This window comes from Lactobacillus sp. WILCCON 0058 (genome assembly GCF_057198005.1).
Genome location: NZ_JBUBHM010000001.1, coordinates 538,230 through 552,836, shown reverse-complemented (window position 1 = coordinate 552,836; position 14,607 = coordinate 538,230). Strand labels below are relative to the sequence as shown.

The following is a 14,607-nucleotide window of genomic DNA, read 5'->3' as shown; positions in this document are numbered from 1 at the left end:
TTATTAAAAATTAATACGACCATTCTTAGGGTATTTGTCATGTGCGTCCCAGTACTTAGCAATATAATATCCTGGACTTCCTGCATAGTCTAATGCTTTCCCAACTACTGTAGACGTTACCTTTCCAGCTGCTCCTCCTACAATGGCTTGAATTGCTTTTACTATAACTTTTTTAGCAGCTGTTTTACCAATTTTCTTAATAGCGAACTTCACTCCTAGAGAAGCGGCACCACCTGAAGCACCGATTATCGCTGCGTCAATAGCTGCACCCATTTGCGAGACAGTTATTCCTTTCCAATTACTTTTGGAAAGCATAGCACTACGCGCTCTAGTAGACGAAGGCTGCGGTTCTGATGGCAAACTATAGTTTCCATGACGTTGATTATTTACAATCTCTCGAAGATAATCCTCACTTAAATCAGGATATTCACCCTTCAGTACCTCTACCACTGCATCAACATCTTCAGCTGCTAACCTATTTTTAACAGTCTCATCTTGGCTGCTTGAACTTTGTTTAGATTTTTCATACACCGTATGAATTGTAGCAGCATCGACAGTCTCAGTTACTACTGGTGCAGTGGTGCTTAGTAATGTTGTTGAAAAAAGTACTACTGAGATATATTTTGGTATTTTTTTCATTACAGCTCCTCCATATCAATTTTATTAAAAAATAATAGCAAAAAAATGTGAGAGCGTCAACCCTTTAGTTATAAAAATATAGTTCCAATTTCCTAACAAAAAAGCGCGTCAACTGACGCGCCTTTTTGATCAACTGTTTTATTGTTCTTGATCATCTTTTGACTTTTTGTCTTGCTCATTGAAGTCTTGCAAAAAGCTGTGGTTAAACAATTCTTCCTTAATCTGTTCCATCCGCTGCTCAGACTGCTTCTGCCAGTCCGTCTGCAGGTTCCGGTGATACCTCAAGTAATTGGCCATTCGCCCGGTCCGGCTCAAAAAAGCCTGCTGCATTTTGCTGGAATCCAGGAAACGCTGGTCAACTTCTTTTTCAAGCAAATTCCCTTGGTCGTCAAAGCGGTAGCCGCCCCACATGTGCTGCTTGATGGGGTTCATGGGCAGGCTGTCAACATAGTGCAGCTTGCCAACCATCCGCTTGCTGGCCGTATAACCCAAAGTCACCGGATCATAGATGTCAACATAGCTGTTGATTTTGCCCCGCAACTGAGCCACTAGTTGCCGCTCTTTATGAGTCAAAAGCCGCCAGATGTTGGTGCCTTCATAAAGATAGGCTCCGGCGATCTGATCTGGAAAGCGGCAATTTGCCAAGGCATATTCAGCATTGATCGCTCCCAGGGAATGCCCGTAGATGTAGAAACGCCCATCTGGGAATTCCTCCAGCCAGCGGTTAAGATAGCGGCTGGCCGTTATCAAAGCGCTGGGCACCTGCCTTTGGTCGGTCAGCATGGCCAGAAAAATCGGCCAGTTGGTCTTCAGCCACTCGTCGCGCCAGGTAGTCGCGTTGCCTTTTTTAAAGCCGTAAGAGCCCTTAAACAAGACTGTGATCTCGTTTCCGTTTTCGATCAAAAAAGCCTGCATCCCGTCCTTGGCATAAACGTCCCGGGTCAACTGCCCGATCGTCTTACCAGCGACTTTGACTGTCTCGCCCACGTTCAGCGCCTCATAAGACAGCTTGGTCAGTTCAACCCGGTCCAGGTCGGTCAATTCTTCATTGATCATTCTTCGTCTTCCTCGCCTTGCAAGTACTTGGCAAAGCGGGCATAATCGGCTTCCATTTGGTCGGCATACTTGACGGCCCACTGAGCCAGACCGGTGTCCAGCTCTTTTTGCTTATGAACATAGCCATAGATCATCGGTGCCGTCGGGCTTTGGTAGTGGGCAACGGCCAAAATGAAGGAGCACATCTGACAATAGGCGGAAAAGCTTTCCTGGTCCAGCTTGAGCGGGTCAATCGAGTCTTTCATGTCCCGGAATTGGCGGACGTAAAAGCTTCTGCCGCCAGCTTCCATGGCCCCTAAGAAAGGATCATGGTAGGTCTGCAGAACCCGCTGGGCAGTGATGATCCGCTTGCCTTCGCCCTTGCCTTGAGCCTGGCTTTCTTCAACCGTCAAGGCCGACAGGTTGTAGCGAAGCGGCAGGGCTTCTTTAATCTGCAAGACCAGGTGGCTGCCATCCTTGCCGGTGAGCAGGGCCAGGTAGCAGCGGGTTCCCCAGCTGCCAACGCCCACGCTGTAGCGAATGATGTCAGTCACTTCATAATTGATCAAAAGGACACGGACATCGTCATTTACGCTCTTCTGGTACTCTTCCAGACCAGCCAAAAGCTCGTCATAGATTTTTTGAGTGACATGCCGGGCCCGGGGCGGATTGTCCTTGAAGCGCAAACGCCCGTCTTCCGTCTTTTCCGTGAACTTCTTGACAACGGCATCAGAATTGTTCTTCGGTGCCCGATTGGCCACCTTCAAGAGAACCCGCTTCATTTGTTCGTTATCCGTCATTTGGCCTAAAAGGTCATCAACGCTGTAAGACAAGTTGAAACGTTCAAGCAAGGTCAAGGAATTAGCGTACTTGATCCCCCGCCGGTAAGCGTGGACGCTCTCCGCCAAAATGCCATCCAGCTGCTCTTTTGGATAGCCATTGATCCGGCCGGTCAAAACCACGCTGGTTAAAAGGCGCTTGAGGTCAAATTCCCAGTTGCCGATCCTGGCTTCGTCAAAATCGTTCAAGCCAAAAAGGAGCTGACGCTCCGGAGAAGCAAAAAAGCCAAAATTGGTCAAGTGGGAGTCCCCGCAGATGATCACTGGAATATGGGACTGGCCTTCTGGAAACTGGCGCAGGTCCTTTTCCATGATCCCGGCCGTGGCCCGGAAATAGGAAAAGGGGTTCTGCATCATCCGCTTGTGCCGCATGCCGAGCAGCTCAGGGATCATTTTCTCCTCAGTCAGCTTGATCAGCTGGACCACGTCTCGCTTGACCGGGTTGAAGGTACTGATCGCCGCGATTGGATGTTCCTTAAGACGGCCTTCTCCCTGCTTGATCAGCTCTTCCTGGCTGTCGCCGATAAACATTTGATCGATTTTAAAAGTTTCGATTTCGTGGCGGTCTTTTTCCATTTTTCAGCCTACTTTTCTTCGTCTTCCAATTCGCTTTCCTGCGGCTTCATGGCCTCAAAAGCGTCTTTCTTCTTCGCCTTCTCTTCTTCTTCCTCTTCTTCAACGATCCGCACCTTTTCAGCTGCTTCAGCGATGAAGTATTCCTGGCTGTTAAATGGCGTCTGCCCCCGCCGGTCGGCATGAACCCACTCGGTCTTGTGCAGGATCCGGGCCTGGACATTGTCCTGCCACATCTTGGCAAAAATGTCCAAAACTCTTTCCTTCAAGTCTTCTTGCAAAACCGGGAAGAGGGTTTCCACCCGCCGGTTCAAGTTCCGCCGCATCATGTCGGCGCTGGCCAGGTAGACTTCTTCCTTGCCGTCATTGTAGAAGTAGTAGATCCGGCTGTGTTCTAGGAAGCGGCCGACAATCGAGTGCACCTCGATGTTGTCGCTGACGCCTGGAATTTCCGTCTTCAAGCAGCAGATCCCCCGGACGATCAAGTGGATCTTGACCCCGGCAGCGGAAGCTTCATAGAGCTTAGCGATCACATCCGGGTCAGACAGGGAGTTCATCTTCATGTGAATTTCAGCATGCCGGCCAGCCTTGGCGATGGCAATTTCATTGTCGATCTTTTCGTAAATAAACTGCCGGATCAGCTTTGGTGAAATCCGCAGCTTGCTGAAGTAAGGCGGCTTGGAGTAGCCAGACAGCATGTTGAAGAGGTTGGTGGCGTCAACGCCCAGGTCCCGGTCACAGGTGAAGAGGCCCAGGTCGGTGTAGAAGTGAGCAGTAACATCGTTGTAGTTACCAGTCCCCAAGTGCAGGTAGCGGCGGATTCCGTCTTCATCGCGGCGGATGACCAGGGTTACCTTGGTGTGAGTCTTCAGGCCCACCAGCCCGTAGATAACGTGACAGCCCATCTGTTCCAGGGTTCTGGCCCAGTGAACGTTGTTTGATTCATCAAAACGAGCCTTGACTTCCACCAGAACCGTGACCTGCTTGCCGGCTTTAGCCGCCTGGCCCAGGTACTTGATGATCGGAGAATTGCCGGAAACCCGGTACAGGGTCATCTTGATAGCCAGAACATCTGGGTCCTTGGCTGCTTGCTTGACAAAGTTCAAGACAGCATCAAAGCTGTCGTAAGGGTGCTGAACCAGGTAGTCTTTTTCCCGGATTGAGTCAAAAATATTGTGGTCGCTTCGCAAAGCCGGGTCGATAAAGGCCTGCATTGGCTTGTAGCGGAGGTCTTCATGGCCTTCAACCATCCCTGGCAGCTTCTTGAGGAAGGTCAAGTCGATCGGGCCGTTGATGCTGAAGACGCTGCTTTCTTCCACGTTCAGCCGTTTCATCAAGTGCTTGAGCAGCTTGGTGTTCATGCTGCTTTCAACTTCCAAGCGGGTTACGTGGCCGTGCTCGCGGTCTTCCAGCTGCTTTTTAACCGCCAAAAGGAAGTCGGAAGTGTCGCTTTCAGAAACGTCCAGGTCCATGTCCCGGGTAACCCGGTAGCAGGCTGCCTGGCGGATTTCGTAGCCGTCAAAAAGCCGGTCGGCAAAGACCTTGATAATGTCTTCCAGCATGATGAAGTCGTTGTCGCCATCCGGCAATTTGACCAAGCGCGGGAAAATGTTCGGCACTCTAAGCGTGGCAAACTTGTGCTCGCCGCTTTCCCGGTCCTTAAGACGCAAAGCGATGTTCAAGGAGTTGTTGTTGATAAACGGGAATGGTCGGGACTGGTCGTCAGCCATCGGGGTCAAAACCGGGTAAAGCTCATTTGCAAAGTAGCGGCGGATGTATTCTTCTTGGTCTTCAGAAAGTTCGTCGCCTTCCAAGATGTTGATGCCATTCTTGCGCAAAAGCGGCATCAAGGACCGGGAATAAGTTGAGTAGCGCTTCTCAACGACTTCATGTTCCTTTTGGTTGATGGCCGTCAATTGTTCAAGCGGTGTCAAGCCGCTGGCATCGTGGCTCTTGACCCCGGCAGCCACCAGCTTGCTCAAGGAAGCCACCCGGACCATGTAGAATTCGTCGACGTTGGACTGGGTGATCCCCAGGAAGTTGGCTCTTTCCAAAAGCGGCTCATCAGGGTTTCTGGCTTCGTCCAGGCAACGGTCGTTGAAGTCCAGCCAGCTCAGTTCCCGGTTGGCATAATAACTAGGATCGGTGAATTTATTCTTGTTCTTAGCAATCGTCATTTTTTACTTTCCCCTCTTCTGCTTCATGGCAATCTTCATGCCGAAGACGGCTTCAGCCAAATTGACATTCTTTTCAAAAACCCAGCGTTCCAAGGTCAAGTCCCGCTTGCTAGTCACCGTGATCAGCATCTGGTCATCCTTGATGGAAACCACAATCTTGCTGATCTTCTGCTTGCGGGAAGCATCCAGGCTGTTGGCCAGGCGCAGGATGGCAGCCAATTTGGCTACCCGGACCTGCAAAGCTGGATCAAGGTGGCGGTATTCACGTTCATCAGCATTCAGGTTGGTAATGTCCTGGTGTTTCAAAATGCTCAAGAGCATTTCATTTTCCCGGTCAGACAGGCCGATGATCTGGTTGGCCCCCACAATGTAAGCAGCATGCTCATAGTGGTTGTGGAAGTTGATGAAGTTGCCGATATCATGCAAGCGGGCCGCGATTTCCAGCAGCTGCCGGTCGCGGCGGTCAACCATGCCGGCGTGGGCCAGGCGGTCAAAAATATGCAGGGCAAACTTGTTGGACAAGTTGCTGTGCTTGCCGCCTGATTCGTAGCGGCGGGCGATGTTTTTGGTCGCCGTCAAAACGATAGTTGAGTATTCGTCCGGCCGGTACTTCAATTTGGCAGCTTCCTGGATCATCAAACCGGTGATGGCTGAAGACTGAGTCAGTGTCATCATGTGCGGCTTGATGATCTTGACCAGCTGGTTGATCAAAACGATAGTCGGCTTCATCCGGGCCAGGGAGTCAGTATCCAGCTGGTACTTTTCCATCAAGTACTGGTCTGGGGCTTCTCTGAAGTCATCATAAACGCCGGCAAATTGCTCTAGGTCGATGAGCCGGGCCTTTTCTTGCGGCCGCAGGCTCTGCTCACCTCTGCCGGAGACATGCTGGATGATGATCCGGGCCTTGCCAGTCGGCTTTTCAATCGTCTTGAAGCTGACCAGCTTGCGGGAGATGTAGTCGCCGATAATGTCGATCGGATCGCTTGGCGTGTCCCGGGTCATGGCTGACATTTCTTCAATTTCTTCCGGGCCCAGGGCAAAGTTCCAGGTTGACAGGTAGTGCTGGCCCTTGAACAAGGTGAGGTTGAGCATGGCGCTGCCCATGCTGAGCAAGTAAGTAAATTCATCATCCTTCAGTTCTGAGAACTGCGGCAGGGCCATCCCGGCAATGATCTTGTAGTAAGCAATCTGGGCCCCGTTCAGCCATTCGATTTCCAGACCAGTTCTGACCTTGATCTGGTCGGCCAGATAGCGCGCCGAAATCTTGTCCAAAAGCTGCCGGTTGCCGTAAACCTTGTAGTTGTCGATCCCGTATTCCGCGATCTTCCGCTTGAAGCCGATCAAGGCGTCAGTCAAGCGGGGCAGTTCGCTTTCATAAACTTCAAACTTCTTGCCGCCTTGGACAAACTGGGCAGAGCTCAGCTGCTCAATGATTGACAGTTTCTTCAAGTCAACGATAAACAGACGGGCTTGATATGATGATATGTAAATTAGACCAAATTGTCTTTTGCTCATATGTCTCTCCTCTGGTTGTTTTCACATAGTTTTCAAAATGAGCTTTAAAATTCAGCTGTAAGCGCTGAGTCACCTATTTCAATTGTACAAAAAATCTGCCCCTTCGGCTTATTTTTCCAGGTAAAAATCCATTTTTTAACACAATTTAACCTGGAAGTAAAAAAACAGCGCGTTCAAAAACGAACGCACTGCTTAAGTTGCTTTAAATTATTCGCTTGCCTTCAAACGAGAAGAAGCTTTGATATTGAAGCCTGGAACGCCGCTAAACCATTTCTTCATCAAACGGGCGTAAGTCCCGTTCTTGCGGAGTTCTTTCAAGGCCTGGTTGACCTCAGCCGTAAACTTGTCTTCCCCCTTCTTGATGCCGATCCCGTACGGCTCAACCGTAAAGGTGTCGCTCAGCATCTTGAACTTGTCCTTGTCATTGGAAATCAAGCCGGCCAAAACGGCATTGTCGCTGACCATGGCATTGGCCTTGCCGGCCTTTAAGGCATTGTAGCAAGAGCCATAGTCATCATAGAAGATAACCCGGGCTTTTGGGGCATACTTGTGGACGTCACTGTCAGCAGTTGACCCCTTGACGGCCGCGATGGAGTACTTAGAAGTATTGAAGTCCTTGATGGAATTCAGCTTGCTCTTTTTCGGCACGATCAAAGTTTCCCCGGCCATAAAGTAAGTGTCGGAAAAATTGATGATCTTGCGCCGGTCAGCCGTGTTGGTCATGGTAGCCATAACGGCATCGACGTTGCCGATCTTGAGGTCCATGATTCGGGATTTTTCACTGATGTATTCAATCTTCATCTTGCCTTTAGGGCCCAGAATCTGCTTGGTAATGGCCCGGGCCAGGTCGACTTCAAAGCCGGTGGCCTTGCCGCTGTCCACGTCCATCATGCTGAACAGGCGGGTGTCGGCCCGCATCCCCCAGGTGATGGTGTTTGTTTGCTTAACCCGGTCATAGGTGCTGCTGGATTGACTATGCGAACAAGCGGTAAAAACTAATGATAACAGCAAAACCGCCATAAAGGCGGTCAGCTTCCTCAGTTTGCGTGCCATTTTTCCTCCTTGGCAAAAAAGCTGCTAATACTTGATTCTCTTGCTCAAGTAGTTGGCAAAGCTGGACAAGGCGAAGCAGATGATAAAGTACATCACTGCCACGGCCAGGTACATTGGAATCATGTAATTGGTGTTTTGGTTGTAGATGATTTCAGCGTGGTAGAGCAGTTCCGGCAAAACGATGATCGTCGCCAGGGAAGTATCCTTGATCAAGGACACGAACTGTGACAAAAGGGCCGGAATCATTTTGGTTAAGGCCTGGGGCAAAACGACGTGGGTCATGGCCTGCATGTAGGTCATCCCGTTTGACCGGGCCCCTTCCATCTGGCCAGGGTCAACGGCCATGATCCCTGAGCGGACAACTTCCGCGATCATGGCTGATTCAAAGACCACCATGGCGATTACTGAAGCCTGGAAGGCGTCAACTCTGATCCCCATGACCGGCAGGCCAAAGTAGGAGAAAAAGATGATCAGCAAAAGGGGCAGGTTTCTGATGATGTCGATGATCACCCCAACCACTTTGGAAATCCGCGTGGTCTTGGCGTCAATTCTGGTAAAGCGGATCAAGCCCAGGGCCAGGCCGATTACAAAGCTCAAGATGATTGAAATCACTGAAACTTCGATCGTGACCCAGAATCCCTGCAACAAAAAGCGGAGGTTGATCCAGGATAATGCTTCTGTAAGATTTTCCATTTATGTGCCTCCTAAACGCCCTTCTTTTCCAAGTACTGCATGTAGTAGCTCAGCGGCAGGGTCAAAATCAAGTAGAACAGGCCAACCAAGACATAGCTTGGAATAGTCTGGAAAGTGTTGGATGCCACGATGTCCCCTTGGTACATCAAGTCAAAACCGGCAACAAAGGCCAGGATACTGGAGTTCTTGATCAAGTTGACAAACTGGTTGCCCAATGGCGGAATCACGATTCTGAAGGCCTGGGGCAGGATAACGTAGCGCATGGCCTGCCAGTAGGTCATCCCGTTTGACCGGGCCCCTTCCATCTGGCCGGTGCCGACAGATTGGATCCCGGAGCGGACAGTTTCAGCGATGAAGGCTGATGAATAGATGGACAAGCCGATTGTCCCTGCTTGAAAGCCAGTCAGCTTCAGCGGCGTGTAGGTCGGCAAGACCAGGTAAAAGACCATGGTGACAACCAGGAGGGGAATGTTCCGGAAAATTTCGACATAAACCTTGGCTACCCCGCGCCAGAACTTGTTAGGCACGGTTTCCAGGATGGCAAAGCCGGATCCGATAATCAAACTGAAAAACAAGGAAATCAGACTGCAGAGAATCGTATTCCAAAAACCGAGCAAAAAGGTGGACCAGTTTGCTCCAAGTAAACTCAACATTAATATTCAGCCTCCTTAACACTGAATCCTGGAATGTTGCCAAACCATTTCTTGACAAGCTTGTGGTAGCTGCCGTCTGCCTTGGCTTCCTTCAAAGCCTTGTTGATGGCTTCCAGCATCTTGGTCTGCCCCTTTTCAACGGCAATCCCGTAAGGTTCAACGGCAATCGTGCCGCCAACCAGGTGCAGGTTCTTGTGCTGCTTAGCGATCCCGGCCAAAATCCCGTTGTCAGTGGCCACCGCGTCCCCCTGCCCGGCTAAGAGGGCATTGGTGCAAGAGCCATAGTCATTGTATTGGCGGATCGTGGCCTTTGGCGCCAGACGCGCGATATCGGCTGCCGCGGTCGTGCCCTTAGCGACAATGACCACCCGGCCCTTGTGGTTAAGGTCTTTGATCGACTTGATAGAACTGCTGGTCTTGGTCATAAGGGAAGTCCCCGCCTTAAAGTAAGGGGTGGAGAAGTCAACTGACTTCTTTCTTTCGTCAGTGATGGTCATGGTCGCCAGAACTGCATCAAGGTTGTTGTTCTTGAGCTGCGGGATCTTGGTCTGGGCCGTGACCTCAATAAATTTTGCCTTGCCGTCCTTGCCCAGGATCTTCTTGGTCAAAAGGCGAGCCAGATCAATTTCAAAGCCTTCCAGCTTGTTGGTCTTGACGCTCTTGATCCCAAACAGAGCCGTGTCATATTTGACGCCCCAGGTAATTGTCTTGCTGCTCTTGACGTGGTTGTAAACGCGCACGGAGTCGTCACTTTCAACCGCGCAGGCAGAAAGCGAAACAGTGGTCAGCAGCAGAAAAAGCAGGGCGGCAACTTTGCGGAATAGTTTCTTGCTTTTCATGTAACCGCTCCCTTCTTCTCATTAGTGGTCAATTACCTTGCTGAGGAATTCCTGGGCCCGCAGGTTGCGCGGGTGTTCGAAGAAGTCCTTCGGGTTGTGGGAGTCTTCCAGGACTTGCCCCTGGTCAAAGAAAATAACCCGGTCGCTCACTTCTCTGGCAAAGCCCATTTCGTGGGTAACGACCACCATGGTCATCCCTTCAGCGGCAATGGTCTGCATGACGTCCAAGACGTCCTGGATCATTTCCGGGTCAAGGGCACTGGTTGGTTCGTCAAACAAAAGCACCTTTGGCTTCATGGCCAAAGATCTGGCGATGGCCACCCGCTGCTTTTGCCCACCGGACAATTGTCTTGGGTAAGAGTCTTCCTTGTCCAAAAGGCCGACTTGCTTGAGCAGCTTTTCAGCGATTTCCCGGTTTTCCTTTTCGTCCCGGTGCAAAACGATTCTTGGGGCCAGCATGACATTCTCCAAGACAGTGTGGTTTTCGTAGAGGTTGAAGTGCTGGAAAACCATGCCGACGTCCCGGCGGATCTTGTTCAAGTCAGTCTTCTTGTCCCCCAGGTCATAGCCGTCCACGTCCAAGACGCCGGAAGAAATGCCTTCCAAACCGTTCATGGTTCTGATCAAGGTACTCTTGCCCGCGCCAGAAGGGCCGATGATGGAAACGACTTCGCCTTCGTCAATGCTTAAGTTGACGTCTTTCAAGGCATGGTAGTCGCCGTAGAACTTGTTGACTTTCTTGAACTCAATAATTGCTGCCATAGTGGTCCTCCTTGTTTTTATTAATGCTTAATTAAATAGCCACCTGTTTGACTCAGTATCTGCACTTTAAGGCCTGTCTGCCAAGCTGGTCCTCTCACGCGAAAAAGGTTCGATTATTAGTCGGTAGTTTGGTAAAAAAACCGGGATTATTTCCTCTTTCAAAGCGAGAACCGAATCATCTCAAAAGTGCCATTGCTTTTTTCTTTCCAGGACGCTTGTTTTTTATTTAAGTATGATTAATTTTTTATTAAATTTACCAGAAAACAAGCTTTCACGCAAGCATTTTGTCAGTTCCAGCTCAGTTTTTTATCTTTTTTTAATAAAAAGAGCAAGAACTGCCTTGCTTATCTTAACCAGCTGCCAGTTTTCACTTCATTTTCTTTTGTTTCATTTGATATATTCTTAATTATATTAGATCTTACCCCAATTAGCAACAACTGTTTCTGAGCCAGGCACGCGTAACCGCTTTAAAGCCCGTTTTTTCACACTTTGACTAGACCAGGCCCTTGCTGACCTCTATAATTAATAACTAAAGGAGTTTTACAATGTCAAAAAAGCAACATCCCATCATTATTGGTATCGCCGGCGGCTCCGGCTCTGGCAAGACGACCATTGCCCACGAATTATATGACCAGTTCAAAAACGACCGGATCCGGATCATTACGGAAGATTCTTATTATAAAAACCACCCGGAAATGACCATGGCCGAAAGAAACAAAATTAACTTCGACCACCCGGATGCTTTTGATACCGAGCTCTTGATCAGCCAGCTGCAGGACCTGCTAGCCGGCAAGGCCATCGAGATGCCGATCTATGACTTCACCACCCACCTGCGCAGCCCGGAAACCGTCCACGTTGAGCCAGCCGACATCATCATCCTGGAAGGGATACTGGTCCTGGCTTCAGAAGAATTGCGGAACTTGATGGACATCAAGATCTTCGTTGACACTGACGACGACATCCGCTTGATCCGCCGCCAGCGCCGGGACATGGCTGAACGGGGCCGGTCCTTTGACTCAATCATCGACCAGTACCTGGCAACGGTTAAGCCAAGCTACCACCAATTTGTTGAGCCAAGCAAGCGTTACGCCAACATCATCGTGCCAGAAGGCGGGGCCAACGACGTCGCTTTAGACATGCTGACCACGAAAGTCCGCGACATTCTCCGCCGCAATGATTTAGCAGAAAAAGAGGCGGAATAATGGCTAAGCAGAAACCACTTGTTATTGGGATTGCCGGCGGGTCCGGCTCAGGCAAGACGACTGTCTCCAAAGAAATCAGCCGGCGCCTGCCAGCTGACCGGGTGCTCATTCTGACTGAAGATGCCTACTATAACGACAACTCAGCCCTCAGCATGGATGAACGCAAAAAGATCAACTACGACCACCCCAATGCTTACGACACTGACCTTTTGATTGAGCAGCTGCAGGATTTGCTGGAGGGCAAGGCAATTGAAATGCCGACCTACAACTTCAACATCCTCTCCCGGGCTAAAGACACCATTCATGTTGAACCAGCCGATATCATCATCCTGGAAGGAATCCTGGTTTTGGCTTCAGAAGAATTGCGGAAGTTCATGGACATCAAGCTTTTCGTCGATGCTGACGACGATATCCGCTTCATCCGCCGCTTGCAGCGGGACACCCAGGAACGGGGCCGGTCAATTGACTGGATCATCTCCCAATACCTGGCAACGGTTAAGCCGAGCTACAACCAGTTCGTTGAACCAAGCAAGAAGTATGCCGACATCATCATTCCGCAGGGCGGGGAAAACCAGGTCGCCATCGACATGGTTTCCTCCAAGCTCTTGTCAATTATCAACGGCTAAGAGAGCAAACTAGAGATAAAAAGTCCAGACTGAAATGAATAAGCGTGAACCAAGTGGTTCACGCTTATTTCTTTGGCATATTTTGATTTAGAGATTCATGTAAGCAAAAACAGATAATAAATGATGGTTAACTACTTGGCCATGACCCGGTCAAAAAGCTTGGTGATCAGCTTGACCAAGACCGCGTCAAAGACAACGGATGAGATCAAACCGGCAATGAACATTTCGATCAAAAGAGCCGGCTTGTAGGCGCTCCAGCCATAAGTGAAGTAGCACATCACAAAAGCCGCCACGTGGCAGCAGATGGCCCCGATGATCAGGCTGCCCCAGCCAAAGCGTTCATAGTTTTCCTTCTTCGGGAAAAAGCCGATTTCGTTGAAGGCCCCTTGCACCAGCCCTTGCAGGATGGTCATTGCCCCCCACTGGCCGCCGAAGGCCATTTCAACCGTGGCTGCCAGGGTTTCACCGACAATGCCGGAGCCAAAGGTCGGCACGAAGTACATGGCCAAAGGCGCGGCCATGTACCAAAGGCCAGAATAGATTTCATCAGCCAAAGGCCCCAGACCGACAAAGTTCAAAGCAAACTTGGTCGAGTTGTAGAGGGGGTTGAAGACGTAGGTGTAGATAACTCCCATGATAATCCCAATCAAAGCCATCAAGATAATGGCTTTCACATTCCACTTGCTCTCTCTTTTAAGCATTAAAAAACTCCTATCCAACAAAATTGCCGGCTAGGAGTTTGAACTCATGTTAAAGAAACACTTCCCTTGCGCAAGAATTACCTTGGTCAGGTTCAAAGGGTCGACTTTCGTCATCTCAGCTTTCGCTCCCCTAGTGGCATTTATTCAATTTGACTTAATCTAGTTTAGCAGATCCTTAAAGCGTTAACAAGGCAAAAAAGTCCCTTAATTAATTAAAACTTTTAAAGGATTCCAACTTTTCCTTATCGATATCTCTAATAATCGCCAAGGCCAGGTCAACGGCTGCCTTATAGTCCTTGTAGCTGCTGAAGCAGTATGGAGAGTGCTCATAGCGGACCGGAATCCCGATCACGATGGTTGGGGCCCCGTTTTCATAGTAGATGGCAGCCCCGTCCTGTCCGCCCCCGGTTCTGACTGACCGGGTGTAAGGAATCCCGTTTTTGTCAGCCAAGTCACAGGCATATTGCTGGAACTTCGGGTTTGGCAGGAAGGTGACGTCCATGTCCCGCAGCATTGGTCCCCGCTTAAGGCCAGTTTGAGACAGCCAGTCCGGTTCAAAAGTGTCATCAGCCGGGCAGCTTTCCAGAACCAGGCAGAGGTCTGGCTTGATCTTGCGGGCCGTGACATAGGCCCCCCGCAGGCCGACTTCTTCCTGGCTGGACAAGGCGGCAACCAGGTCAAAGTTGACTTCTTCATCCTTCAGATTTTCCAGGATGTCTGCCATGGCAGCGGCGCCGAAGCGGTCGTCAAAGTCCTTGCCGAAGAAAAGGCCGGTCTTTTCATTGTACTGACAGTCCACGTCGACGAAAATCGGACAGCCCGTGTCGATCTTGTAGTCATTGATCGTTTCTTCCCGGCTGGAGGAGCCGACGTCGATGGACAAGTCAGCTACCTGAGGGACAGACTTTCTTTCAGCTTCAGACATGAAGTGGGGCGGCTTTAAAGCCACAACGCCGGGGATGTATTCCCCGTCCCGGTTTCTGACCTTGACCTTGAGGGCCGGCAAAACGACATTGTTCCAGCCACCCAGGGTCACGAACTTGATCAAGCCGTTTGGCCGGATAGCTTGGGTCAAGAAACCAACGGCGTCTGAGTGGGCGTCCAGCTGGATCACCGGCCGCTTGCCAGTGTTTTGCTTCTTGGAAGCATAGACGTTCAGCATCCCGTCGACTTCAAGGTCGGCATAGTCTTTGACCGTCTTGGTGAAGAGGTCAACGAATTCATTTTCAAAGCCGGAAGTGGCGTTGGCGTTTGAAAAATCCTTCAGCATTTGAATTTCAGCGGCTTTTTCCATCAGTAA

14 protein-coding genes and 1 riboswitch are annotated in these 14,607 nt (G+C 50.1%); of the genes, 2 read left to right on the top strand and 12 right to left on the bottom strand.

The genetic code is table 11. The features are described from left to right. Positions 1 to 3: 3 nt before the first annotated feature. The 10 genes from ACYVUU_RS02730 to ACYVUU_RS02685 form a co-directional block, all read right to left on the bottom strand. Positions 4 to 639: a hypothetical protein gene (locus tag ACYVUU_RS02730; RefSeq protein WP_484499879.1), complete on the bottom strand. Its 636-nt coding sequence runs from the start codon at positions 637 to 639 to the stop codon at positions 4 to 6. A gap of 138 nt (positions 640 to 777) precedes the next feature. After that, positions 778 to 1,695 carry a hypothetical protein gene (locus ACYVUU_RS02725; RefSeq protein WP_484499877.1) on the bottom strand — a complete coding sequence of 306 codons (918 nt, stop codon included), beginning with the start codon at positions 1,693 to 1,695 and terminating at the stop codon, positions 778 to 780. Beyond that, complete coding sequence (locus tag ACYVUU_RS02720; RefSeq protein WP_484499876.1) at positions 1,692 to 3,089, bottom strand: DUF2252 domain-containing protein; 1,398 nt, start codon at positions 3,087 to 3,089, stop codon at positions 1,692 to 1,694. Before ACYVUU_RS02720 ends, ACYVUU_RS02725 begins: the two co-directional genes overlap by 4 nt. An 8-nt stretch (positions 3,090 to 3,097) precedes the next feature. Next, positions 3,098 to 5,263, bottom strand: coding sequence for an RNA degradosome polyphosphate kinase (locus ACYVUU_RS02715; protein ID WP_484499875.1), 2,166 nt, complete (start codon positions 5,261 to 5,263; stop codon positions 3,098 to 3,100). A 3-nt stretch (positions 5,264 to 5,266) separates the two neighbouring features. Beyond that, complete coding sequence (locus ACYVUU_RS02710; RefSeq protein WP_484499874.1) at positions 5,267 to 6,778, bottom strand: exopolyphosphatase; 1,512 nt, start codon at positions 6,776 to 6,778, stop codon at positions 5,267 to 5,269. Between the two features lie 207 nt (positions 6,779 to 6,985). Next, the gene (locus ACYVUU_RS02705) at positions 6,986 to 7,831 is read right to left on the bottom strand and encodes a transporter substrate-binding domain-containing protein (protein ID WP_439774731.1); all 846 of its coding nucleotides are present in this window, start codon (positions 7,829 to 7,831) and stop codon (positions 6,986 to 6,988) included. Positions 7,832 to 7,855: 24 nt separating this feature from the next. After that, positions 7,856 to 8,524 carry an amino acid ABC transporter permease gene (locus tag ACYVUU_RS02700; protein WP_439774730.1) on the bottom strand — a complete coding sequence of 223 codons (669 nt, stop codon included), beginning with the start codon at positions 8,522 to 8,524 and terminating at the stop codon, positions 7,856 to 7,858. Positions 8,525 to 8,535: 11 nt separating this feature from the next. After that, complete coding sequence (locus ACYVUU_RS02695) at positions 8,536 to 9,177, bottom strand: amino acid ABC transporter permease (RefSeq protein WP_439774729.1); 642 nt, start codon at positions 9,175 to 9,177, stop codon at positions 8,536 to 8,538. After that, entirely contained in the window at positions 9,177 to 10,016 is an 840-nt protein-coding gene (locus tag ACYVUU_RS02690; protein WP_484499872.1) for a glutamate ABC transporter substrate-binding protein, read from the bottom strand. Before ACYVUU_RS02690 ends, ACYVUU_RS02695 begins: the two co-directional genes overlap by 1 nt. Positions 10,017 to 10,037: 21 nt before the next feature. Continuing rightward, a complete protein-coding gene (locus ACYVUU_RS02685) occupies positions 10,038 to 10,778 on the bottom strand; it encodes an amino acid ABC transporter ATP-binding protein (RefSeq protein ID WP_439774727.1) in 741 nt (246 codons plus the stop codon). Between the two features lie 545 nt (positions 10,779 to 11,323). On the opposite strand from ACYVUU_RS02685, the gene udk (ACYVUU_RS02680) reads away from it, so the two are divergent. Next, positions 11,324 to 11,980, top strand: coding sequence for a uridine kinase (gene udk / locus ACYVUU_RS02680; protein WP_439774726.1), 657 nt, complete (start codon positions 11,324 to 11,326; stop codon positions 11,978 to 11,980). Further along, complete coding sequence (gene udk / locus ACYVUU_RS02675) at positions 11,980 to 12,606, top strand: uridine kinase (RefSeq protein ID WP_439774725.1); 627 nt, start codon at positions 11,980 to 11,982, stop codon at positions 12,604 to 12,606. The genes udk (ACYVUU_RS02680) and udk (ACYVUU_RS02675) overlap by 1 nt, the downstream gene beginning before the upstream one ends. Before the next feature lie 131 nt (positions 12,607 to 12,737). Here the strand turns inward: udk (ACYVUU_RS02675) and ACYVUU_RS02670 are convergent, their stop codons facing one another. Together ACYVUU_RS02670 and ACYVUU_RS02665 are read right to left on the bottom strand one after the other, a co-directional pair. Continuing rightward, positions 12,738 to 13,307: an ECF transporter S component gene (locus ACYVUU_RS02670; protein ID WP_439774724.1), complete on the bottom strand. Its 570-nt coding sequence runs from the start codon at positions 13,305 to 13,307 to the stop codon at positions 12,738 to 12,740. A gap of 45 nt (positions 13,308 to 13,352) precedes the next feature. Beyond that, positions 13,353 to 13,449: riboswitch (TPP riboswitch) on the bottom strand. A gap of 66 nt (positions 13,450 to 13,515) precedes the next feature. Further along, the gene (locus ACYVUU_RS02665) at positions 13,516 to 14,601 is read right to left on the bottom strand and encodes a M42 family metallopeptidase (RefSeq protein WP_439774723.1); all 1,086 of its coding nucleotides are present in this window, start codon (positions 14,599 to 14,601) and stop codon (positions 13,516 to 13,518) included. Positions 14,602 to 14,607 lie beyond the last annotated feature (6 nt).